This window comes from Pseudomonas sp. NPDC089734 (assembly GCF_044748865.1).
Classification (GTDB): Bacteria; Pseudomonadota; Gammaproteobacteria; order Pseudomonadales; family Pseudomonadaceae; genus Aquipseudomonas.
This window is the reverse complement of sequence record NZ_JBIVGV010000003.1, coordinates 141,745-163,544: the sequence shown is the minus strand read 5'-3', so window position 1 is coordinate 163,544 and position 21,800 is coordinate 141,745. Positions and strand designations below refer to the sequence as shown.

At 58.2% G+C, this 21,800-nt stretch carries 20 protein-coding genes; 8 read left to right on the top strand and 12 right to left on the bottom strand.

Going from position 1 to position 21,800, the window contains the following annotated elements; translation table 11 throughout:
• Positions 1 to 34: 34 nt before the first annotated feature.
• Both ACIPY9_RS05520 and ACIPY9_RS05515 read left to right on the top strand, forming a co-directional pair.
• Positions 35 to 1,186, top strand: a complete 1,152-nt coding sequence (locus tag ACIPY9_RS05520; protein WP_400697781.1) for an efflux RND transporter periplasmic adaptor subunit — start codon at positions 35 to 37, stop codon at positions 1,184 to 1,186.
• A 14-nt stretch (positions 1,187 to 1,200) separates the two neighbouring features.
• Positions 1,201 to 4,257, top strand: a complete 3,057-nt coding sequence (locus tag ACIPY9_RS05515) for a multidrug efflux RND transporter permease subunit (RefSeq protein ID WP_400697779.1) — start codon at positions 1,201 to 1,203, stop codon at positions 4,255 to 4,257.
• A gap of 39 nt (positions 4,258 to 4,296) precedes the next feature.
• Here ACIPY9_RS05515 and ACIPY9_RS05510 read toward each other — a convergent pair whose 3' ends face one another.
• The 5 genes from ACIPY9_RS05510 to colR all read right to left on the bottom strand — a co-directional run bounded on the left by ACIPY9_RS05510 (position 4,297) and on the right by colR (position 8,044).
• Positions 4,297 to 4,524, bottom strand: a complete 228-nt coding sequence (locus tag ACIPY9_RS05510; protein WP_400697776.1) for a hypothetical protein — start codon at positions 4,522 to 4,524, stop codon at positions 4,297 to 4,299.
• Positions 4,524 to 5,243 (bottom strand): lipopolysaccharide kinase InaA family protein, encoded by a 720-nt coding sequence (locus ACIPY9_RS05505; protein ID WP_400697774.1) that lies wholly within the window; start codon positions 5,241 to 5,243, stop codon positions 4,524 to 4,526. The genes ACIPY9_RS05510 and ACIPY9_RS05505 overlap by 1 nt, the downstream gene beginning before the upstream one ends.
• A 5-nt stretch (positions 5,244 to 5,248) precedes the next feature.
• Positions 5,249 to 5,929, bottom strand: a complete 681-nt coding sequence (locus ACIPY9_RS05500; protein ID WP_400697772.1) for a class I SAM-dependent methyltransferase — start codon at positions 5,927 to 5,929, stop codon at positions 5,249 to 5,251.
• A 155-nt stretch (positions 5,930 to 6,084) separates the two neighbouring features.
• Positions 6,085 to 7,371, bottom strand: coding sequence for a sensor histidine kinase (locus ACIPY9_RS05495; protein ID WP_400697770.1), 1,287 nt, complete (start codon positions 7,369 to 7,371; stop codon positions 6,085 to 6,087).
• Entirely contained in the window at positions 7,361 to 8,044 is a 684-nt protein-coding gene (gene colR, locus ACIPY9_RS05490; protein WP_400697767.1) for a two-component system response regulator ColR, read from the bottom strand. The genes ACIPY9_RS05495 and colR overlap by 11 nt, the downstream gene beginning before the upstream one ends.
• Before the next feature lie 184 nt (positions 8,045 to 8,228).
• Here colR and ACIPY9_RS05485 point away from each other — a divergent pair, with 184 nt between their 5' ends.
• Complete coding sequence (locus ACIPY9_RS05485) at positions 8,229 to 8,969, top strand: phosphatase PAP2 family protein (RefSeq protein ID WP_400697764.1); 741 nt, start codon at positions 8,229 to 8,231, stop codon at positions 8,967 to 8,969.
• A 540-nt stretch (positions 8,970 to 9,509) separates the two neighbouring features.
• Here ACIPY9_RS05485 and groL read toward each other — a convergent pair.
• The 4 genes from groL to ACIPY9_RS05465 all read right to left on the bottom strand — a co-directional run bounded on the left by groL (position 9,510) and on the right by ACIPY9_RS05465 (position 13,042).
• Positions 9,510 to 11,156 carry a chaperonin GroEL gene (gene groL / locus ACIPY9_RS05480; RefSeq protein ID WP_400697762.1) on the bottom strand — a complete coding sequence of 549 codons (1,647 nt, stop codon included), beginning with the start codon at positions 11,154 to 11,156 and terminating at the stop codon, positions 9,510 to 9,512.
• A 49-nt stretch (positions 11,157 to 11,205) separates the two neighbouring features.
• Entirely contained in the window at positions 11,206 to 11,499 is a 294-nt protein-coding gene (locus ACIPY9_RS05475) for a co-chaperone GroES (RefSeq protein WP_004881479.1), read from the bottom strand.
• A gap of 252 nt (positions 11,500 to 11,751) precedes the next feature.
• Positions 11,752 to 12,243 carry an FxsA family protein gene (locus ACIPY9_RS05470; protein WP_400697757.1) on the bottom strand — a complete coding sequence of 164 codons (492 nt, stop codon included), beginning with the start codon at positions 12,241 to 12,243 and terminating at the stop codon, positions 11,752 to 11,754.
• A gap of 67 nt (positions 12,244 to 12,310) precedes the next feature.
• Positions 12,311 to 13,042, bottom strand: coding sequence for a HugZ family protein (locus ACIPY9_RS05465; protein WP_400697755.1), 732 nt, complete (start codon positions 13,040 to 13,042; stop codon positions 12,311 to 12,313).
• A 127-nt stretch (positions 13,043 to 13,169) separates the two neighbouring features.
• Between ACIPY9_RS05465 and ACIPY9_RS05460 the strand changes: the two genes are divergently transcribed.
• Positions 13,170 to 13,928, top strand: a complete 759-nt coding sequence (locus ACIPY9_RS05460; RefSeq protein ID WP_400697752.1) for an SDR family oxidoreductase — start codon at positions 13,170 to 13,172, stop codon at positions 13,926 to 13,928.
• Positions 13,929 to 13,980: 52 nt separating this feature from the next.
• Here the strand turns inward: ACIPY9_RS05460 and ACIPY9_RS05455 are convergent, their stop codons facing one another.
• Complete coding sequence (locus ACIPY9_RS05455) at positions 13,981 to 14,988, bottom strand: DUF481 domain-containing protein (RefSeq protein WP_400697749.1); 1,008 nt, start codon at positions 14,986 to 14,988, stop codon at positions 13,981 to 13,983.
• Positions 14,989 to 15,155: 167 nt separating this feature from the next.
• On the opposite strand from ACIPY9_RS05455, the gene ACIPY9_RS05450 reads away from it, so the two are divergent.
• Entirely contained in the window at positions 15,156 to 15,512 is a 357-nt protein-coding gene (locus ACIPY9_RS05450; RefSeq protein ID WP_400697747.1) for an MGMT family protein, read from the top strand.
• A gap of 54 nt (positions 15,513 to 15,566) precedes the next feature.
• Entirely contained in the window at positions 15,567 to 17,117 is a 1,551-nt protein-coding gene (locus tag ACIPY9_RS05445; RefSeq protein WP_400697744.1) for an AmpG family muropeptide MFS transporter, read from the top strand.
• 63 nt (positions 17,118 to 17,180) lie between these two features.
• Here the strand turns inward: ACIPY9_RS05445 and ACIPY9_RS05440 are convergent, their stop codons facing one another.
• Together ACIPY9_RS05440 and ACIPY9_RS05435 are read right to left on the bottom strand one after the other, a co-directional pair.
• On the bottom strand, positions 17,181 to 18,011 hold the full coding sequence (locus tag ACIPY9_RS05440) for a mechanosensitive ion channel family protein (protein WP_400697741.1): 831 nt from the start codon (positions 18,009 to 18,011) through the stop codon (positions 17,181 to 17,183).
• Positions 18,012 to 18,134: 123 nt separating this feature from the next.
• Positions 18,135 to 18,614 (bottom strand): YajQ family cyclic di-GMP-binding protein, encoded by a 480-nt coding sequence (locus ACIPY9_RS05435; protein WP_400697739.1) that lies wholly within the window; start codon positions 18,612 to 18,614, stop codon positions 18,135 to 18,137.
• 173 nt (positions 18,615 to 18,787) lie between these two features.
• Between ACIPY9_RS05435 and ACIPY9_RS05430 the strand changes: the two genes are divergently transcribed.
• Positions 18,788 to 19,708, top strand: coding sequence for a putative 2-dehydropantoate 2-reductase (locus ACIPY9_RS05430; protein WP_400697736.1), 921 nt, complete (start codon positions 18,788 to 18,790; stop codon positions 19,706 to 19,708).
• Between the two features lie 43 nt (positions 19,709 to 19,751).
• On the top strand, positions 19,752 to 21,794 hold the full coding sequence (locus ACIPY9_RS05425; RefSeq protein WP_400697734.1) for an ATP-binding protein: 2,043 nt from the start codon (positions 19,752 to 19,754) through the stop codon (positions 21,792 to 21,794).
• Positions 21,795 to 21,800 lie beyond the last annotated feature (6 nt).

The following is a 21,800-nucleotide window of genomic DNA, read 5'->3' as shown; positions in this document are numbered from 1 at the left end:
CTTGTCAGGTCAAATATCTCCAAGGAAGTGCAGTATGGTGCGTCGGCGCATGCTGATCATGCTGGGCTTTGTTCTGCTTGTAGTGCTTTTACTGGCGGGCTACAAGGCGCTCTCCATCTATCGACAAATCCAGCAGTTCAGTGCCCCGAAACCACCTGTCAGCGTGGCCGTAGCCACCGCCACCGAACAACCGTGGCAAGACCTGCTGCCCGCCATCGGCACCCTCAAGGCCTTGCAAGGCGTCGATCTGAGCCTGGAAGTCGCGGGTACGGTAAAAGCCGTGTTATTCGAGTCTGGACAAAAGGTCCGGGTGGGTCAGCCTTTGCTGCAACTGGACAGCGATGTGGAAAAGGGTCTGTTGGGCACTGCCGAGGCCGATCTGGGTCTGGCCCAGGTCGAATACGGGCGCGGCAGCAGGCTGGTGGGCGATCAGGCCATTTCCCGAGGCGATTTCGACAGGCTCGCCGCACAGCAGAAAAAAGCGGCGGCAAGCGTCGCCCAGCTCAAGGCGTCTCTGGCCAAGAAACAGATTCTTGCACCGTTCAGCGGCACCATCGGCATTCGTCAGGTGGATGTGGGCGACTATCTGGCCAGTGGCACCGTGATCGCTACCCTGCAAGACCTGAGCAGCCTCTATGTCGACTTCAATGTGCCGGAACAGGCCGTGCCGAAACTGGCCCTCGACCAGACCGTTCGTCTCAGTGTCGCGGCCTACCCCGGCCGGTCGTTTGAAGCGAAGGTCAGCGCCATCAACCCCAAGGTCGACGACACCACGAGAAACGTCCTGATCCGCGCCACCCTGCCCAATCCTGAAAGCATTCTGCTACCCGGCATGTTCGCCAATCTGCAGGTCGTGCTGCCCAGTGCCCCGACCCGGATCGTGGTGCCCGAAAGCGCGATCACCTACACCCTCTATGGCAACTCGGTGTTCATCGTCGCGCCGAAGAAAAACGACAGGGGAGAACCGGAAAAGGACGCCCAGGGCCAGCCACAACTGACGGTAGAGCGGCACTTTGTAGAAACCGGAGAACGTCGCAATGCCCGGGTCGTCATCACCCAAGGGTTGAAAGCTGGCGACCAGGTCGTCAGTGGCGGTCAGCTCAAGCTCGACAACGGAACCCATGTGGCCATCAGCACTGACAAGACACTGCCGGCCGATCCAGACAGCCAGCCACGCGTTGACTGATCGAGGAACTTCCCATGGCCTTTACAGACCCGTTCATTCGCCGCCCGGTACTGGCGACCGTCATCAGCCTGCTGATCGTCCTGCTGGGTTTCCAGGCATTCAGCAAACTGACCATCCGCCAGTATCCGCAGATGGAAAACGCCTTGATCACGGTGACCACGGCGTATCCCGGCGCCAATGCCGAAACCATTCAGGGCTACATTACCCAGCCGCTGCAACAGAGCCTGGCCAGTGCCGAAGGCATCGATTACATGACGTCGGTCAGCCGCCAGAACTTCTCGGTCATCACCATCCATGCGCGAATAGGCTCCGATAGCGACCGCCTGTTCACAGAGCTGCTGGCCAAGGCCAACGAGGTCAAGAACAAGCTGCCACAGGATGCCGAAGACCCGGTGCTGAGCAAGGAAGCCGCCAACGCTTCGGCGCTGATGTATATCAGCTTCTACAGCTCCGGGCTGAGCAACCCGCAGATCACCGATTACCTGTCTCGGGTCATCCAGCCCAAGCTGGCCACGTTACCGGGGATGGCCGAAGCGGAAATCCTCGGCAATCAGGTGTTCGCCATGCGCCTGTGGCTGGACCCGGTACGAATGGCCGGCTTTGGCCTGACGGCAGCGGATGTCACCAATGCGGTACGCCGTTACAACTTTCTGTCGGCGGCCGGCGAGGTCAAGGGCGAATACGTGGTCACCAGCATCAACGCCACGACCGAACTCAAGTCCGCCGAAGCCTTTGCCGCGATTCCGCTGAAAACCGAGGGTGACCGTCGAGTGTTGCTGGGAGACGTGGCACGGGTGGAAATGGGCGCGGAGAGTTACAACGCCGTCAGCTCGTTCGATGGAATCCCTTCGGTCTACATCGGCATCAAGGGCACCCCCAGTTCCAACCCGCTGGATGTCATCAAGGAAGTCCGGCGCATCATGCCGGAGCTGGAAAGCCAGCTGCCGCCCGGCCTGAAGGTTTCCATCGCCTATGACGCCACGCTGTTCATCCAGGCCTCGATCAATGAGGTCGTGAAAACCCTGATCGAAGCGGTGCTGATCGTCATCGTAGTGGTCTTTCTTTTCCTGGGAGCGCTGCGTTCGGTGCTGATCCCGGTCATCACCATTCCTCTGTCGATGATCGGTGTCCTGTTCTTCATGCAGTTGATGGGGTATTCGATCAACCTGCTCACGCTGCTGGCCATGGTGCTGGCCATCGGGTTGGTGGTGGACGATGCGATTGTCGTGGTGGAAAACATCCACCGGCATATCGAGGAAGGCAAAAGCCCGTTCGAGGCCGCGATTGAAGGGGCTCGGGAAATCGCCATGCCCGTGGTGTCGATGACCATCACCCTGGCGGCGGTGTATGCCCCCATCGGTTTTCTGGAAGGCCTGACAGGCGCACTGTTCAAGGAGTTCGCCTTGACGCTGGCCGGTGCGGTGATCATTTCCGGAGTCGTCGCCCTGACGCTGTCTCCGATGATGTGTGCCCTGCTGCTGCGTCAGGATAAAAATGCCACGGGCCTGGCCCACAAGCTCGACACACTCTTCGGGCACCTGAAAGTACGCTACCAGCGCATCCTGCACGGCACGCTCGATACCCGCCCGGTCGTGCTGGTATTCGCCTTGATCGTGCTGTGTCTGATTCCTGTGTTGCTCAAGTTCACGCAATCGAACCTGGCCCCGGACGAAGATCAGGGCATCATTTTCATGATGTCGACCTCTCCGCAGCCCACCAACCTGGATTACATCAACGCCTACACCGATGAGTTCGTGCAGATATTCCGGGAGTTTCCAGAGTATTACTCCTCGTTCCAGATCAACGGCTTCAATGGCGTACAGACCGGCGTCGGCGGCTTCCTGCTCAAGCCGTGGGACGAACGCAACCGTACCCAGATGGAAATCCTGCCGGACGTTCAGGCCCGGCTGGCGCAGATCCCGGGCCTGCAGATCTTCGGCTTCAACCTGCCATCGCTGCCCGGTACTGGTGAAGGGTTGCCGTTCCAGTTCGTCATCAATACGCCCAACGATTACGCCGCGCTGCTTGAGGTGGCCGAGCGGATCAGGAAACGGGCCGTGGAGTCCGGCAAGTTTGCTTTCATGGATATCGATCTGGCCTTCGACAAGCCGGAAGTCGTGATCGATATCGACCGGGCCAAGGCCGCTCAGATGGGCGTGTCCATGCAGGATCTGGGCGGCACGCTGGCGACCTTGCTGGGCGAAGCGGAAATCAACCGTTTCACCCTTGAAGGCCGCAGCTATAAGGTCATTGCTCAGGTCGAACGGCCTTATCGGGATAATCCGGGCTGGCTGAACAACTATTACGTGAGGAACAGCGAAGGCCAGCTTCTGGCGCTGTCCACGCTGATCACCGTCAGCGACCGGGCCAGGCCCCGTCAGCTTAATCAGTTTCAGCAACTCAACTCGGCGATCATCCAGGGATTCCCGATCGTCAGCATGGGTGAAGCGATCGAGACCGTTCGCCAGATTGCCAGTGAAGAAGCCCCTGCCGGATTTGCTTACGATTACGCTGGTGCCTCTCGACAATTCATTCAGGAAGGCAGTGCCCTGTGGATAACCTTTGCCTTGGCGCTGGCGATCATCTTTCTGGTACTGGCAGCGCAGTTCGAGAGTTTCCGCGACCCGCTGGTGATTCTGGTCACGGTGCCCCTGTCGATCTGTGGCGCCTTGATTCCGCTGTTCCTCGGGCTTTCAAGCATGAATATCTATACACAGGTCGGCCTGGTGACACTGATCGGCCTGATCAGCAAGCACGGCATCCTGATCGTCGAGTTCGCCAATCAACTGCGCCATGATAAAGGGCTGTCGGCACGGGAGGCCGTGGAAGAAGCGGCCGCGATTCGTCTGCGTCCGGTCCTGATGACGACGGCAGCCATGGTATTTGGCATGCTGCCACTGATCCTGGCGACGGGGGCCGGAGCCGTCAGTCGATTCGACATCGGGATAGTGATTGCGACAGGCATGTCGGTGGGAACGCTGTTTACCCTGTTCGTACTGCCTTGTGTGTACACGTTGCTGACTGCACGGGACAAACCGGTCGATGCAAGGATTGCGTATCCGGAAAACTAGAAAGCCCCATCAAGGGGCTTTGTGAGGTTGAAGATCCTTTCAGCCTTTCGGCCCGGCTCCCTGAACCAGACTGAACATCAACAGCAATAAGTCATGATCGGGCCTCATTGCTTCGGTGCTTTTTGCAACGCGCGGCAAAGGGCAATGCCCCTCACCTTTCTGAGCACTGAGTATCTTTGTCGAGGGTTGTTCCCAGGCAGCCATGGCAACCGTTGCTGTTGCCAAGGCCCCGACGACGAACAAACCTCTAGCCATTTCAAGCTTCATCACTCTAAACCTTTGATAGTGCTGCCAAACACTGCCTGGTAAAAGTAGACCAGCTTTTGCCAGTCTGCTGACTCAAATGACGAATGGCGTCGAAGCTGTTTCATGTCGTGTTGAGCGGCACCATAGGCCGTCCAGCGGCGCCGGGCCTTTTCAAGGTCGAGCAGCGCCACATCCACACGCGCCTGCGCCCCTTCGCCCGATATACGCACAAAGATATGTTTGCCATACAGGCAGCTGTGCTGCCAGCGAGCCAGGTGCATGCGAGCCAGAGTGGCACCGATTTCCTGGAGCAGCAGTTCATGGGCCAGTTCACCGTGACGCTCACGGCCCCCCTTGGCATACCACTGATTCAGATCCTCGAATCCGTCCAGTGCCTTGGTCACCAGCAAGGCTTGCCATTCACGGTTGGCATCTCGCTCTGCACCACAGAACACGACTTCAGGCACGCCTACGCCAACCTGCCGGAGCGCCTCAATGGCATCGAACTCACGCAGCACCGTCGGGCGACCAAACGGGTACAGCCAACTGCGGTAGATATGCCCTGTCTGGCGTTTGCTATAAAGCATTGCCCCTTCAGCGCTGTATAAGCGCTGAACACCACTTTCCCCCCCACGACGGCAATTAGGCTCTTCCACCCATTCCCCACGCTGGCTCCAGAAATGACTGAAACGACTCTCCTTGGAAATCCGTACTGGTTTGCCTAAAGCCTGAACACTCATCGGGTTTATCCTTTACGCAGTAAATAGACTCGCCACATGGCGTAGAACGGCAAGAAATCCATACGCTCCTGAACCCGGAAACCTGCGTTTTCAAACTCGGCTTCAACAGTGGTAACAGGTAACACAAAACGATTCTGGTAACTTTCCGCCCCATTTCTCTGCTGTCGGTACTGTTCAAGACGCTTGCGCTTCCAGGCCTTGAAGTTGCCATCGACCCAGAGCGAAACGATGACGCTGTCACGAGTGACGCGATGAAACTCCCGCAATAGAGACATTCGGTGTTCGGCCTGCCCAACATGGTGCAGCAACCGCATGCAAAAGATGCTGTCGACCGCGTTATCGGGCAGGTTGATGGCGAAAGCAGATGTCTGCAAAGGTTGTACCCTTTTCACCACATGCTCGGGTTGCGCTTCGCAGGCAGTCCTCAACATGTCCGCAGAATTGTCGGCACCGATGATCGAACGATTGGACTTTTCCGCAAGCAAAGGCCAGAAACGCCCGGCACCACAAGGCAGGTCAAGTACCAGGCCGGGGTCACCCGCAAGATTCAGGGCCTTTCTGGCCAGTTGCTCATCCCGATAATGAGATAACTTGCGCCATATACCGTCCTGATGCTTTTCCAGGTACTGCCGGGCGTGGTCTTGATCGTACTTGCGTGAAAACTCAAGCTCTATGCGCTTGCTCATGGAGGGCATCTCATGACTTTCAGATTAAGGCCAGAGTAACCAGGGCCCTGTCATCGTCAGGTCATGCAGATGTGAAAAAAATGTTCCGTATTCAGGAAGCATTTCAAGACGTTACAGGAGGAGTCGCCTGGGCCACTCCTCCCTCGCGTCAAACGTCAGGATTTGGTGACAAGACTGACCCTGAAACGACAGCCATGAGGCTCCATGGGCGTCAGATCCACGCTCCAGCCCTGATTCACACAGATCCGTTGAACCAGAGAAAGCCCCAGACCAAGCCCTTCACCACGCTGTTCGTTGCCTCTTACAAAAGGCTCGAACATGGCTTCACGTTTTTCTTCCGGGATACCGACCCCGCTGTCTTCCACGACAAAGCCGTCTTCCAGCAGGGTCAGGGCAATGAATCCATCGTCCGTGTAATGCAGCGCATTGCGTAGCAGGTTGCCCATCACCGCATGCAGAAAGGTCGCGTTGTAGTGCACATCGGCCAAGGGCTCCGCTCCGGAAGGGTTATAGATCAGCTTCAACCCCTTGCCTTCGATCGGGTCACGCCACAAGGCAACCAGTTGCTCGGCAACCGCTCCCAGCGTGGCCCGCGGTGTCATGGCCGGATCTTCCCGCTGCGTACGGGCCAGCATGAGGAAGGTCTGTACCAGGTCGCGCATTTCTTCACAGGCCCTGGCAATACGTTCCACCTGCCGTCTGGCGCGCTGGTCCAGAGCCGGATTTTCCAGCAGCAACTCGCATGAGCTGGCGAGCACCATCAGGGGCGTGCGCAGCTCATGGCTCACATCACTGGTAAACATCCGCTCGCGTATCAATGCCTGTCGAAGACGGCCGAGTGTGGCGTCGAATGCGACGGCCAGCTCACCGACCTCGTCAGCGGCATAATCGGGTGCCAGGGGCGGAGCCAGACCCAATAACTGGTCGCGATGACGCACCTGACGTGCCAGACGCACCACAGGCGCCATGACGCGCCGCGCCAGAATCCAGCCCAGAAAGACTGCCAGCGCCAGCGCCAGGACGAACCCCACCAGCACAACGGCGAACAGGACACGCTCACGCTCTTCAAAGTCGCTCTGGTCCTGAAGCAAGGCGTAATGCCTGCCATCCACCACTTCGATCATGGCGTGATAGGACAAAGGGCCGCGAAACACTTCATGAAAGCCCGGCTCAAGGTGGCGCAGGTCCTTGGGCAGGTCGAAATCGCCGGGGCCGTTGGAGAAATAGAACAGCTGATCCTGCTTGGGGCGATGACTCCAGTCGCTGACACTGTCCATCAGCATCAGACGATTGAGGTCCCCTCCCAGTCCTGCGGAGATCAGTTTCTCTTCAACCAGGTGAACGGTGGAAATGATCCCCATGGCGAAGGACCCGGCCACCAATGCACTCATCAAGGCAAAGGCAATGATGATCCGTTGGGCAAGACTCTGTTTAAACTCCATCCTTGCCCTCGGCCAGACGGTAGCCGACACCATGCACGGTTTGCAGCAACGGTTTGGGGAACGGTTTGTCGATCACCTGACGCAGTTGATGCACGTGGCTGCGCAGGCTGTCGCTGTCAGGGCAATCATCGCCCCACAGCGCTTCTTCCAGAATTTCGCGGCGCAGGACATGAGGGCTCTTCTGCATCAGAACGGCCAACAGTTTCAACCCGACCGGGTTGAGCTTGAGCATGCGGCCGTCGCGGGTGACTTCCAGGGTATCGAGGTCGTAGACCAGATCGGCCACCTGCAAGGTGCGACGCCCTCCTCCCTGGGCCCGGCGCAAGACCGCTTCGATACGGGCCGCCAGTTCGGACAGCGCGAAAGGCTTGAGCAGGTAATCGTCGGCACCGGAACGGAAGCCCTGCAAGCGGTCATCCAGCTGGTCGCGGGCCGTCAGCATGATCACCGGTGTGTCACGTCGCGCATCTTCGCGCAGACGTTTGCAGAGGGTGTAGCCGTCAATGCCGGGCAACATGATGTCGAGTACGATCAAGTCGTAATGCTCGGTTGCAGCCAGATGCAATCCTGAAAGGCCATCCTGTGCGCAATCGACGGTATACCCCTTCATGCCCAGATAATCGGCCAGATTCGCCAGAATGTCGCGGTTGTCTTCAACCAGAAGAATTCGCATTGGAAGCACGCTCATATGCAATAAAGGCTGGCGCAGCTTAAGGCGAAGTTGGTCTCAGGGCCAGTACCACGTGGCTTTACGATTTTTTCATCAAGTGTTCACGAACGGGCGACAGTTTCGAGCAGAAACTGCGGCGTCCCCCGTAAGTAGCCGTCGGGGCCTTTGCCATTGACCTGGATTCGACATGCCGACACCCGCCACCCTGATCAACTCCCGCCCGCTCAATCCCTGGCTCTATCTGGGCATTCCTGCCGCAACCGCCCTGATTCTCATCCTGCTGGAACTGACGTCTCTGGACATGAACCTGGCCCGTCTGGCCTATGACCCGCTCGCGGGAGAGTTCATCGGCAAACACAGCTATTTTCTCGAAGACATTCTGCATGACCGCGCCAAGCAGGTCGTCATTGCACTGGGGGTCATATCCGCACTCGTTTTCGCCGCATCCTTCAAGGTCACACGCCTGATGCCATGGCGGCGCGAGCTGGGTTGTCTGGTGCTGTCCATGGCGCTTTCGACCGGTTTCGTCACACCGGTAAAAGTCGTCACCTCCGTCCAGTGCCCCTGGAGCCTCAACGAGTTCGGCGGTCAGGAAACCTACAGCGAACTGCTCGCCGCGCGTCCGGCCACCGACAAGCCGGGCCGCTGCTGGCCGGGCGGTCATGCGGCAACCGGGTTTACCCTGTTCGCGCTGTTCTTCATGTTTCGTGATCGCAAGCCGCGTCTGGCAAAAGCAGGCCTGGTACTGGCTTTCAGCCTGGGGACGATCTTCTCCATCGGCCGGATGCTGCAAGGTGCTCACTTTTTCTCGCACAACGTCTGGACGGCCGTGTTTTGCTGGCTGATCTGTCTGGGTGTGTATTACTTCATTCTGTACAGACCGGACAAAAGCACGGCCACCGAGATCGGCGCGCCCATGAAACGCTAGGTTCTGTACGAAAAGTCGGCGAGCGAAGGTCAGGCAAGGCAAAAAACGGCGAGGAACGGTCGGAGTCGCGCTCGACTTGACGGGTTGTCAATGAGCATTCCGATCGGACTCGCGCACGAGCCGGTTTTTAACGCAGCATGACCGAGCGCAGCCACTTTACGTACAAAACCTAGAACGACGCCATGTATTGCTGGTAATAATCCAGAGTGTAGATGCTTGTCCCTGGACTCGAACATCACCTCGAATCGATCGAGAAGCCCGGTCACGTATTCATTGGTCCAGCGATTCAACATCCGGTCGCCGTGACCATAGAGGCCGCGCCTGCAGGCAGGTTGCGTTGAGGGTGACGATACTGGCATGCAAAGCCAATCCGGGCAGTGGGCAGGGTAATCCTGAAATCCGAAATGAATGGAGGTCAGACTGTCGAGCAGGTGAAAGCGTTCGCTGAGAGCACTTGAAGTTGAAAAGCGTCGTGGCCCAAAACAAAGAACCCCGCACAAAGGCGGGGTTCTTCAGGGTGTAGCGAGGGGTAAGGCTGGCTTACATCATGCCGCCCATGCCACCCATGCCGCCCATGTCTGGCATGCCGCCGCCAGCTGCTGGCTTGTCTTCAGGCACGTCAGCGATCATCGCTTCGGTGGTGATCATCAAGCTGGCAATGGAGGACGCCGCCTGCAGAGCAGAGCGAGTCACTTTGGCCGGGTCCAGGATACCCATTTCAATCATGTCGCCGTATTCGCCGGTCGCAGCGTTGTAACCGAAGTTACCCGAACCTTGCTTGACCTTGTCGACTACAACGCTTGGCTCGTCGCCGGAGTTGGCAACGATCTGGCGCAGAGGAGCTTCTACAGCGCGACGCAGCAGGGTGATACCGACGTTCTGATCAGCGTTGTCGCCTTTCAGTTCGGAGATAGCCTGCAGGGAGCGAACCAGAGCAACGCCACCGCCAGGAACCACGCCTTCTTCAACGGCTGCACGGGTAGCGTGCAGGGCGTCTTCAACGCGTGCTTTCTTCTCTTTCATTTCGACTTCGGAACCGGCACCGACCTTGATCACTGCAACGCCGCCAGACAGCTTGGCCAGACGCTCTTGCAGTTTTTCCTTGTCGTAGTCGGAGCTGGTGTCACCGATCTGCTGGCGGATCTGAGCGATGCGCGAGTCGATATCGGTCTTGACGCCGGAGCCGTCGATGATGGTGGTGTTTTCTTTGTTCAGTACAACGCGCTTGGCATTACCCAGGTGCTCCAGGGTAGTGCTTTCCAGGCTCAGACCGATCTCTTCGGAGATAACGGTACCGCCGGTCAGGACAGCGATGTCCTGCAGCATGGCCTTGCGACGGTCGCCGAAACCTGGAGCCTTGACGGCTGCAACTTTCACGATACCGCGCATGTTGTTCACAACCAGAGTCGCCAGGGCTTCGCCTTCGACGTCTTCGGCAACGATCAACAGTGGACGACCAGCCTTGGCGACTGCTTCCAGAACCGGCAGCATTTCGCGGATGTTGGAGATCTTCTTGTCGACCAGCAGGATCAGCGGGCTGTCCAGCTCGGCAACCATGGTGTCCGGCTTGTTGATGAAGTACGGGGACAGGTAGCCACGGTCGAACTGCATGCCTTCGACGACCGACAGTTCGTTCTCCAGACCAGTGCCCTCTTCAACGGTGATAACGCCGTCTTTGGTCACTTTTTCCATGGCTTCAGCGATGATGTCACCGATGGAGTTGTCGGAGTTGGCGGAGATGGTACCCACCTGAGCGATGGCCTTAGTGTCGGTGCAAGGCTTGGACAGTTTCTTCAGCTCGGCAACGATGGCGATGGTCGCCTTGTCGATACCGCGCTTGAGGTCCATCGGGTTCATGCCGGCAGCGACGGCTTTCAGGCCTTCGTTGACGATAGCCTGAGCCAGAACGGTAGCGGTGGTGGTACCGTCACCGGCGTCATCGTTGGCACGGGAGGCAACGTCTTTGACCAGCTGCGCGCCCATGTTCTCGAAACGGTCTTTCAGTTCGATTTCCTTGGCAACCGAAACACCGTCTTTGGTGATCAGAGGAGCACCGAAGCTCTTCTCGATGATAACGTTGCGGCCTTTTGGACCCAGGGTCGCTTTTACTGCGTCAGCCAGGACGTTTACACCAGCGAGCATTTTCTTGCGACCGGCGTCGCCGAATTTAACTTCTTTAGCAGCCATGATCTTTATTCCTTGAATACTTGGTAGTGACGGAAATCAGCGGTCGTACTCAGCCTTCGATGACAGCGAGGATTTCGTTCTCGCTCATCACCAGCAGGTCTTCGCCGTCTACTTTCACAGTGTTGCTGCCGGAGTAAGGGCCAAACACTACCTTGTCACCCACTTTCACGGCCAGCGCGCGGACTTCGCCGTTGTCCAGCACACGGCCGGTACCCACAGCGACGATCTCGCCACGGTTAGGCTTTTCAGCAGCCGAACCTGGCAGAACGATACCGCCGGCAGTTTTCGTTTCTTCTTCGCTGCGACGGATTACGACGCGATCATGCAGAGGACGAAGCTTCATTGTCGATCTCCTGATTATGGTTTTAGAGCGCCCGGTGCACACACCGGCGGGTTAAAAAATCCGGTCTTGCCGGTTACGGTTCGACATGCGAACCGCAGAATACGGTCTGGCGGAAAGGCCAGAAACCTTGCGGTGACCCATACATAAGGGCGGGCAAGGTGATTACAAGGCTTGGGCAAGAATTTTTTTGCATATACAGGAACTTGAAACGGACACGGCACCCGAAGGTGCCGTGCAGAGAGGTCGCGGCAATTACTTGTCGCGGTGCTCGAACTCACCCTCGATGACATCCGGCTCGCGGGTGGGCTGATGAATCGCACCAGGACGGCTGCCAGCCGACCCCGGATTGGCCTGATGCAGGTCGTCGGCGAACGCTCTCTGGCGCATGGCCTGATCCTCTGCACGGCGACGAAGCTTGTCGGCCAGCATGCGCCGGGTGAACGGCAGCAGGCAGATCACGCCCAGAATGTCACTGATGAAGCCCGGCAACAGCAGCAGGCCGCCACCGACCGCAACCATCAAGCCTTCGAGCATCTGTTGGGCCGGAAGCTCGCCACGCGCCAGGCTTTCACGGGCCCGCAGTGCGGTGGCCAAACCCGCCACACGCATCACGAACAGCCCCAGCACGGATGTGCCCAGCACCAGCAGGAAGGTCCACAGGAAGCCAATGGACATACCGACCCGGACCAGAACAAACAGCTCAAGGACCGGAAAAAGCAAAAAGAGCAGCAAAAAAGCACGCATCAAATCAGTTCCTCTACGGAAGAATGCCTTCCAAGTAGACCCTATGTGATGTCAGAAGATCGTTAATTCAAGCTTCCTGCTCTTCAGAAGATGGCCATTTCTGCGCGCGAGCCAACTGGACCAAGGCTTCGCGCACTTGTGTCGGCGTATTGCAGGGCTGCCCGAACGCCAGCCAGTACACCCCGTGACCGATCCGCAAGTGCATGCCTTCACTGTCGAGACCGACCATCTGTGCAGGCTCGCTTTGCGGCAGTCCGGCAAGCGCCACGTAGTGCGCAATGGCATTGGCATGATCTTCATTCATGTGATCGACCATGCGGGTTTCGACTTCCCCGGCGAACGGGTTGGCCAGCGCAACGTTATCGAACCAGTGAATCGCCCCGAAGCCGCCGATGTAGCGATAACGCACCGGCTCCAGCACCCAGAAATCGAAATCATGGGCCGTGTGGTAGCTCGCGGACTCGGGGAAATAGCGGTAATAGCGCTGGGCAGCCGCTTCGATGGCTTGCGGATCGCTCAATTTACGGGCTTCGGCCAGAACCGTGATACGCCCGACCGCCTGCACGTCTTCAGCCTCTCGCTCGCCCACCAGCAAGGAGCACTTGGGGTCTGCGGTCAGGTTGTGGGTATGTTGGGCAATACGGCTGATCAGAATCAGCGGCCAGCCTTGCTCAGTGAGGCAGTAAGGCACGGCCGAGCCGAACGGAAAGCCGGGCATGGACCTGGAATGGGTGGACAACACGGAGCGGTACTCTTTGAGCAGCAGCTCGCGTGCGTTTTTAGAGGCTTTCGCGCTCATCCTGTGACTCCTTATAACGTTTTCGTCAGGTTAAAGACGAACGCTCTAAAACAGCTTATAAAGTGCTCTGGCAATGGCATTTTCGACTCATGATGCCATGACAATGACTTGCAGATTGGGCACGCACATGGAATTGAAAAACAAGTTAATTATTATTACGGGCGGGTGCCAGGGGTTAGGCCGTGCCATGGCCGAATACCTGGCAACCAAGGGTGCCAACCTGGCGCTGGTGGACCTGAACCAGGACAAGCTCGATCAGGCCGTTGCCGCCTGCAAGGCTCTGGGCGTTGAAGCCCGTGCCTACCTATGCAATGTAGCCAATGAAGATCAGGTCACGGACATGGTTGCCAGGGTCGCCGAAGACTTCGGTACCATTCATGGCCTGGTCAATAATGCCGGTATCTTGCGCGATGGCCTGTTGCTCAAGGTCAAGGATGGCGAAATCACCAAACTGAGTCTGGCGCAATGGCAGGCTGTCATCGACGTCAACCTGACCGGTGTCTTTCTCTGCACTCGGGAAGTCGCGGCCAAAATGGTCGAGCAGAAGAGCCAGGGGGCGATCATCAATATTTCCTCGATCTCTCGCGCCGGCAACATCGGCCAGACCAACTATTCGGCTGCCAAGGCTGGCGTGGCGGCGGCCACCGTGACCTGGGCCAAGGAACTGGCGCGCTACGGCATCAGGGTGGCGGGCATTGCGCCCGGCTTCATCGAGACGGAAATGACCGCCAGCATGAAACCCGAAGCCCTGGAAAAAATGACCTCGGCCATCCCGCTCAAACGCATGGGCACCCCCGCCGAGATCGCGCATTCGGTGGCTTATATCTTCGAGAATGACTATTACAGCGGAAGGATTCTGGAGCTGGATGGTGCCATGCGCATTTAGACGTTACTCATGAAAAACGCCTCAACAGAGGCGTTTTTCATGGCGGGAAGGCTTACCAGCTCACACCAAAGCCTGCGGTGTAGCGGGTTTTGTCGACATCACCGTTGTCAGAGCCACTGATGATGTTTTTCTCTGCCTTGAGGTTCAGCGACGCCCAATCGGTCACCTTGTAGCGCAGCCCGGCTTCGACATCCAGGGAATAATCGGCAACGCCACTCAGTGGCCTTGCCACCTCACCCGTGGAGAAGAACTCGAACTTCTTGCCCACCAGATAGCGGTTGTAGTCCCAGGTGCCCGCGACCGAATAGAAGTTCTCCTTCTGACCGTTGGAGAACTCGAAGTCCGTGCGGTTAAGCAGCCCGCCAACCTTGAACGCACCCAGTTCATCATCCCAGAGCTGATAGCCGGGACCCGTACCGATGGTGCGCTGACGGGACAGGTCTTCGATCTTGTCGCGCTTGTAGGTGATGCGCGCATCCCAGAACAGCTTGTCGGTCAGGAAGCGGTCGAGGGAGTATTCGGCGCTCCAGTTATCGGTGCCGACCGCATCGTCCGTGGTCTCGCGGTTGTAATCACCCTTGGCGTTGTGCCGCCATTGCCCATGACGCGCCGAGGTCTTGAAGGCGACGTTGTAGTCGTCGGTATCGTTCTCGGCCTTCTGGAAGTCCAGGGCCGCATCGATATTGCCCTTCCACACCATGTCGGTGATGACCGGTTTGGGTTTGACGATCTGCTGGATGCTGGCCAGTTCCACCGTTTTCGGTGCCTCGCCATTGACCAGCACGACCTTGCCGTCATCGGCAGCCTTCAACGATTTGGCGACCTCCCCCGTGTACTGGTTCTGCTTGACCAGCAGCGGCTGTTCGCTTTCCAGCGTCTTGACCTGCTTCCAGTCCAGCGGCACGGCACCGCCATACGGCGTTTCGATCAGCAATTTACCGCCATCGAACAGCTTGATGGTGCCACTCAGACGATCGCCATTCTTCAACCAGACGGTATCGGCGAGCAACGGAGTGGAAACAGTGGTGATAGCAAGGCACAGCAAGGTTCTGGACAACATAAGCAACTACTAGGCTCTGTTAAGCGAAAAATCGGGCATTATCCAGCGGGTCGGCCGGATAACGTCAGGTCGGCAAAGACCGAAACGGCACAGTGTTCAATGACAGTGAGAATTTTCCGTAGTTCCGGTAACAGTTTTTCTACATTTTCATAAACAGGTAATGAACCGTGATTCATCCCGTGACAGAACAGGGCGATCCTGCCGGGCTGTCCCCGGCAGAAGCCCGACGCACAGCGCTCTACCTCACCCTTGCCCAGGTTCCCGAAGGCAAGGTCGTCAGTTATGGAGAACTTGCCGACATCGCCGGGCTGGGAAGGGCCGCTCGTTGGGTGGGTCGTACATTGAGCCAGTTACCGGAGGGGACTTCGCTCCCCTGGCATCGGGTTCTGGGGGCTGGCGGCAGGCTCAGTCTGCCAGCGGGAAGCGTTTCAGGTGACGAACAGCGTGCCCGCTTGCGTGCCGAAGGCCTTACCATCCAGAACAATCGGGTCGATATGAAGCGCCATGGCTGGCGTCCCATGTAGCACAGCGGTTAGAGTGCGCCCTTTGTTTTCGCAACCTGAGGCAGTTTCCAGCCCATGCCCCGTAAAACCTGGCGCGCCGCGCTCGCCGCTTATGCCAGCCCCTCGACATTAGTGTTGCTGCTGCTCGGATTCGCTGCGGGCATGCCTTACATGCTGGTCTTCTCGACGCTGTCGGTCTGGTTGCGCGAAGCCGGTGTCGCTCGTGAAACCATCGGCTATGCCAGCCTCATCGGCCTGGCCTATGCCTTCAAATGGGTCTGGTCGCCACTGCTCGACCAATGGCGCCTGCCCCTGCTCGGCAAACTGGGGCGCAGACGCTCCTGGCTGGTCCTCTCGCAGACGCTGGTGCTGCTGGGCCTGATCGGCATGGGCTTCTGTGACCCTCAGCAGCATCTGTCATGGTTGATCGCCATTGCCGTTGTAGTGGCCTTTGCCTCTGCGACGCAGGATATCGCCATCGATGCCTATCGCCTGGAGATCGCTCAGGACACCCAGCAAGCCGCCCTGGCAGCCAGCTACATGTCCGGCTATCGCGTGGCGGCGCTGTTATCCACAGCCGGCGCGTTGTATTTCGCCGAAGGCTTTGGCTCTACAGGATTCTCCTACAAGCACTCGGCCTGGACCGGCACCTATGTGCTGTTCGGGCTGTTGATGCTGCCAGCCCTGATCACCACCTTCATCATGCGCGAACCGCCCGTGCCCTTGCGCACACAGTTGTCGGCGGCCCGCTATGGCTTCATGCATCAACTGGCCTCGGTGTTCGTGCTCATTGTGCTGCTGGTGTCGGTGCCGGCCATGTTCACCCAGCTCTACAACACCGACTTCGCGAGCGTGCTGTTCCAGGGTGGCAGCTGGATGGACCTGCTGCTGGAAGACCGGGCGTTCCTGCGCTCGATTCTCTATATCGTACTCACCACTGCCTGCCTCTCGACCATGGGGCGCCGCGGCCTCGCCCCCGTCCTGACCCCCGTCAACGACTTCATCATGCGCTATCGCTGGCAAGCCTTCATCTTGCTGGGCCTGATCGCCACCTATCGCATGTCCGATACGGTGATGGGCGTGATGGCCAACGTGTTCTACATCGACCAGGGCTTTACCAAGGACCAGATTGCCAGCGTCAGCAAGATCTTCGGTCTGATCATGACTCTGGTGGGTGCAGGCGTGGGCGGGCTGTTGATCGTGCGTTTCGGCATCATGCCGATCCTGTTCATCGGCGGCCTGAGTTCGGCAGCCACCAATATCCTGTTCCTGCTGCTGGCCGACATGGGGCCGAACCTGAAAATGCTGGTGTTGACCATTTCTCTGGACAACCTGAGCTCCGGGCTGGCCACCTCGGCCTTCGTGGCCTATCTGTCGAGCCTGACCAACCTCAAGTTCTCCGCCACTCAATACGCCCTGCTCAGCTCGATCATGCTGTTGCTGCCACGCCTGATCGGCGGCTATTCAGGGGTCATGGTGGAAAAATTCGGCTACCACAACTTCTTCCTCATCACCGCGCTGCTGGGCGTACCGACCCTGCTGATGATCATCCTGCAATGGAGCAAGGAAGCCGGCACCGCGAAGCAGAACGAAACAGACAAGGCCATCGCTGACGAAAAGCCCTGAGCCTGTGGATAACAAAAAGCCCCGACTCTCGCGAGCCGGGGCTTTTTCATGCCGCCGTGACGATCATTCCTGAACCACACGCACCATGCGTTGTGGGGACGGGATCTCGATACCGGCCGCTTTCAGACGATCGCGGGCCTCGATATTGAAGAACGAAACCACGTCGCCCATATCGCCGGTCTTGGTCCACACCCTCAATGACAGGGTAATTGCGTTCTCGCCCAGCGCCGCCACCACAGCCTGCGGAGCCGGGTCCGGAAGCACACGCGGGTCCTGAGCCATGTCCAGCAGCACCTGAAGCGCCTTCCTCAGATCAGCCTCAGGGCTCACACCAATGTCGAAAACGATCTTGCGGGTCGGCTGACGGTTGGTGTTGGTGATGATGCCGTTGGACAGATTGCCGTTGGGCATGATCACCGTCCGGTTATCGCCGGTACGCAGCACGGTGTGGAAAATCTGGATGCTGTCGACAGTACCCGCCACACCTTGTGCCTCGATCCAGTCGCCGATACGGAACGGGCGAAACAGCAGAATCAGCACACCACCGGCAAAGTTCGCCAGGCTGCCCTGCAAGGCCAGGCCAATGGCCAGGCCGGCAGCACCAATGGCCGCAACGAACGAGGTGGTTTCGACACCGATCATCGATGCGACACTCACCACCAGCAGAATCTTGAGAATGATATTCGCCAGACTGCTGACAAACCCCTGCAACGCCAGATCGGCATTGCGCAACGCCAGCAACGCGCCGACCTTGCTCGTCAGCCTGTTAATCAACCACCAGCCAATACTCAGTGTTACCAACGCCAGCAGCACACGGCTGCTGTATTGCATGATCATCGGAATCCAGCTTTGTGAAACCTTCCACAGCTGATCGACTTCTGCGCTCAAATCCATCTTGTTTCTCCTGCCTGTCACGAACCCGACTTGAAAGGACTGCCAAGAACAATCATTTCAGCGTTTACAGGGGTGTTCGGACTCGCCAGGGAACAAAGGGTTCCCTGGCAGTCAGCCTGATGACTAGTCGCGGAAGTTGTTGAATTGCAGCGGCATTCCCGAATCGTATGTCCGCAGCAAGGCAATGGCGTCCTGAAGGTCATCGCGCTTTTTGCCAGTGACACGCACTTGCTCACCCTGAATGGCAGCCTGGACTTTCAGTTTAGCGTCCTTGATGTGCGCGACGATTTTCTTGGCCAGCTCCTTGTCGATGCCTTCTCTGAGCACCGCTTCCTGCTTCATCACCTTGCCTGAAGCGTAGGCGTCCTTGACCTCAAGGCATTTCACATCGATCTTGCGCTTGACCAGGGCCATCTTGAGAATTTCGATCATCGCTTCAAGCTGGAACTCGGCCTCGGCAGTGAGCGTGACGGTCAGTTCCTTGAACTCGAAAGTGCCCTTGCCCTTGAGGTCATAGCGACGGTCCAGCTCTTTGATGGCGTTGTCGACGGCATTAGTGACTTCGTGTTTATCCAATTCGGACACTACGTCGAACGATGGCATGTAATTTCTCCAGATAAACGGCGTACCCGGTAATAAGGCGAGCACGCATGACTTGACGGTATGAAAGAACGCTCATTATAACGAGACTTTTCCAGCCTTCACTGCGAGCCTTTCATGCCGACTTCCGATTTCCTGGCTAACGGGCCGTTCAATCGCCCGGACAGACAGCGCTGATGCCCGGCATCTGGCACATCCTCGGCGCGGGCAGCCTGGGTAATCTGTGGGCCACACGACTGGCCCGGGCGGGCGTTCCGATGCGTCTTGTCCTGCGCAATGCTGAGCGGCTGGCCGATTATCAGGCCCATGGCAGCAGCCTGACACTGGTGGAAAACGGGATGGCGCGGCAGGTATTCATCGCCGCCCAGACACTGGACAACCCTGAGCCCATCGAGCGTCTGCTGGTGGCCTGCAAAGCCTATGATGCCGAACAGGCCGTGGCACAACTGGCTCCGCGCCTGGCTGAAAACGCCGAAGTCATCCTGCTGCAGAACGGCCTGGGCAGCCAGGACTCGGTAGCAGCACGCCTTCCCCATGCTCGCTGCATTTTTGCATCGAGCACCGAAGGGGCATTTCGCGAATCGGACTGGCGAGTGGTATTTGCCGGTCATGGCTACACATGGCTGGGCGATGCCAGCCATCCCGCCCCGCCGTCATTCCTCAAGACGCTGGATGACAGCGGCATTCCCCATGAATGGACACCCGATATCGTCACTCGCCTGTGGCGCAAACTGGCGTTGAACTGCGCCATCAATCCGCTGACGGTCCTTCACGATTGCCGCAACGGTGGTCTGCTGGAGCATCACTGCGAAGTGGCAACGCTGTGCGCCGAACTGACCGTGCTGCTGGAATGCTGTGGCCAGCCGGCAGCCGCTCTGGACCTGCACAGCGAAGTGTTGAGGGTGATCCAGGCCACGGCCGCCAACTATTCATCGATGTATCAGGACGTCGCCAATGGCCGCCGCACGGAAATCAGTCATCTGCTCGGTTACGCCTGCGTCGCCGCCTCGCGTCATCAGTGCCCGGTGCCTCACTTGCAACACTTGCACAAGCGCCTGATCACACATCTCGCAAGCAAGGGTTTGCGTACCGACTAGCTCACGCTACCCTGCTGATTCCTTCTTCGTAGTGATTTGCCCCATGCCATTGCGCCAGCGCCTAGAAAACCTGCCCGTGGGCCAGAAGTTGCTGGCAGCCTTGCTGGTCCTGCTGACCACTGTCCTTCTGGTGGCCAACCTGACCTTCATCAGCGCCGCCTATTACATTTCGCAGGAAGCCATGGCTCCGCAGGCCTTGCAGACCATCGGTCGCCTGATCAGCAGCCCGAACCTCAACGAGCAGGCCCTGAACTCCCCCCGGAATGCCAATGCCTTGCTCAAGGAGCTCAAGAGCTATGGGCCGTTGCGCGCGGCCGCGTTATACGACAATAACGGCCGTCGCCTGGCACAGGTGCAGCAGGGGGAAACGCTGCATCTGCCGGAACATTACGGGGATATCGAAAGCTGGCGCCTGACCGAGTTTCGCAGCACGCAAATCATCCCTGTCCCCAAGGGTAATCAGGAAGCTCCGGGGCATTTGCTGCTGGTGGCCAGCAGCGAACTGCCAACAGCGTTCTACACCGGAACACTGACGGCCAGCCTGGGCATCCTGATCTTCAGCGTTCTGCTGTGGATGGTCATCGCCCGCCAGATTCGCCGCCTGATTACCGAACCGATCTATCAGCTCGAAGAGTTATCGCGGCAGGTCACCCGCGAAGAAAACTATGCACTGCGAGCCGGCCCCGGCAATGAGGACGAAATCGGCAGCCTGGCCGAAGCCTTCAACACCATGCTGTCGCGTATCGAGGCTCGCGAGCAGCAGCTCAAACGGGCCCGCGACGACTCTCAGGAAGCGTATGCCCAGGCTCAGGGCCTGGCCGAAGAAACCCGCCATACCAACCGCAAGCTGGAGCTTGAGGTGCAGGTTCGCAGCAAGATCGAGAAAAAACTGACAGGCTTCCAGAACTACCTCAACAGCATTATCGACTCGATGCCTTCGGCGATGATCGCACTGGATGAACAGTTGTATGTCACCCAGTGGAATCAGGAAGCAACCGCCCTGTCCGGCACGACACTGGATGAAGCCCTCAACCAGCCTATTTTCATCGCCTTCGAGCCGATGAGGTCGTTCCTGCCCCAGATCAAACAGACCGTTGAGCGGCACAGCGTCACCAAGATCGAGCGTGTTACCTGGATCAAGAACGACGAACCCCGCAGCTATGCCCTGACCTTCTACCCGCTCACAGGCGATGCTGGCCGGGGTGTCGTCATCCGGATCGATGACATCACCCAGCGGATTTCCCTGGAAGAAATGATGGTGCAGTCGGAAAAAATGCTGTCAGTCGGCGGGCTGGCTGCCGGTATGGCCCACGAAATCAATAATCCGCTGGGTGCGATTCTGCATAACGTGCAGAACATCCGGCGTCGCCTTTCCCCCGAATTGCCGAAGAACATCGAGCAGGCCGACTCCGACGGCATCGACCTGACGACCGTCAATCACTATCTGGGCAGCCGGGGCGTCCCGCAATTGCTCGACGGCATTCAACAGGCGGGCGCCCGGGCGGCCAAGATCGTCAGCCATATGCTCAACTTCAGCCGCCTGAGCAACCGTCAGTTGACCCCCTGCGAACTGCCTGCCCTGATCGATCAGGCACTGGAAATTGCGGGTAACGACTTTGATCTGGCAATCGGTTTCGACTTCAAGGGCCAGCACATCATTCGCCAGTTCGACCCGGAACTCGGCCCTGTCCCCTGCATTGCCAACGAACTGGAACAAGTGTTGCTGAACCTGCTGAAGAACGCTGCACAGGCCATTCACCAGCGGGCCGAAAATGAAACCGAGCCGGGACGTATCACCTTGCGCACCCGCCTTAACCCGCCATGGGCCGAGATCCAGGTGGAAGACAACGGCATCGGCATGGCGGAAAATGTGCGCAAACGGACCTTCGAGCCGTTCTTCACGACCAAGGAAATCGGCCAGGGCACTGGCCTGGGTCTGTCGGTGTCGTACTTCATCATCACCAACAACCACAAAGGCCAGATGGAAGTGCAATCGGCCATCGGCACGGGAACCTGCTTCACCCTGCGCCTGCCTTTGGTCGCCAATCAGGTGAACGTGCAACAACAGGTCATTTCCAGGCTGTAACCAGGA

What these genes read in the sequence shown, in the direction of transcription:
- ACIPY9_RS05520 (WP_400697781.1), top strand. Translation starts at nt 35, where the DNA reads ATGGTGCGTCGGCGCATGCTGATCATGCTGGGCTTTGTTCTGCTTGTA.
- ACIPY9_RS05515 (WP_400697779.1), top strand. Translation starts at nt 1,201, where the DNA reads ATGGCCTTTACAGACCCGTTCATTCGCCGCCCGGTACTGGCGACCGTC.
- ACIPY9_RS05510 (WP_400697776.1), bottom strand. Translation starts at nt 4,524, where the DNA reads ATGAAGCTTGAAATGGCTAGAGGTTTGTTCGTCGTCGGGGCCTTGGCA.
- ACIPY9_RS05505 (WP_400697774.1), bottom strand. Translation starts at nt 5,243, where the DNA reads ATGAGTGTTCAGGCTTTAGGCAAACCAGTACGGATTTCCAAGGAGAGT.
- ACIPY9_RS05500 (WP_400697772.1), bottom strand. Translation starts at nt 5,929, where the DNA reads ATGAGCAAGCGCATAGAGCTTGAGTTTTCACGCAAGTACGATCAAGAC.
- ACIPY9_RS05495 (WP_400697770.1), bottom strand. Translation starts at nt 7,371, where the DNA reads ATGGAGTTTAAACAGAGTCTTGCCCAACGGATCATCATTGCCTTTGCC.
- colR (WP_400697767.1), bottom strand. Translation starts at nt 8,044, where the DNA reads ATGCGAATTCTTCTGGTTGAAGACAACCGCGACATTCTGGCGAATCTG.
- ACIPY9_RS05485 (WP_400697764.1), top strand. Translation starts at nt 8,229, where the DNA reads ATGCCGACACCCGCCACCCTGATCAACTCCCGCCCGCTCAATCCCTGG.
- groL (WP_400697762.1), bottom strand. Translation starts at nt 11,156, where the DNA reads ATGGCTGCTAAAGAAGTTAAATTCGGCGACGCCGGTCGCAAGAAAATG.
- ACIPY9_RS05475 (WP_004881479.1), bottom strand. Translation starts at nt 11,499, where the DNA reads ATGAAGCTTCGTCCTCTGCATGATCGCGTCGTAATCCGTCGCAGCGAA.
- ACIPY9_RS05470 (WP_400697757.1), bottom strand. Translation starts at nt 12,243, where the DNA reads ATGCGTGCTTTTTTGCTGCTCTTTTTGCTTTTTCCGGTCCTTGAGCTG.
- ACIPY9_RS05465 (WP_400697755.1), bottom strand. Translation starts at nt 13,042, where the DNA reads ATGAGCGCGAAAGCCTCTAAAAACGCACGCGAGCTGCTGCTCAAAGAG.
- ACIPY9_RS05460 (WP_400697752.1), top strand. Translation starts at nt 13,170, where the DNA reads ATGGAATTGAAAAACAAGTTAATTATTATTACGGGCGGGTGCCAGGGG.
- ACIPY9_RS05455 (WP_400697749.1), bottom strand. Translation starts at nt 14,988, where the DNA reads ATGTTGTCCAGAACCTTGCTGTGCCTTGCTATCACCACTGTTTCCACT.
- ACIPY9_RS05445 (WP_400697744.1), top strand. Translation starts at nt 15,567, where the DNA reads ATGCCCCGTAAAACCTGGCGCGCCGCGCTCGCCGCTTATGCCAGCCCC.
- ACIPY9_RS05440 (WP_400697741.1), bottom strand. Translation starts at nt 18,011, where the DNA reads ATGGATTTGAGCGCAGAAGTCGATCAGCTGTGGAAGGTTTCACAAAGC.
- ACIPY9_RS05435 (WP_400697739.1), bottom strand. Translation starts at nt 18,614, where the DNA reads ATGCCATCGTTCGACGTAGTGTCCGAATTGGATAAACACGAAGTCACT.
- ACIPY9_RS05430 (WP_400697736.1), top strand. Translation starts at nt 18,788, where the DNA reads ATGCCCGGCATCTGGCACATCCTCGGCGCGGGCAGCCTGGGTAATCTG.
- ACIPY9_RS05425 (WP_400697734.1), top strand. Translation starts at nt 19,752, where the DNA reads ATGCCATTGCGCCAGCGCCTAGAAAACCTGCCCGTGGGCCAGAAGTTG.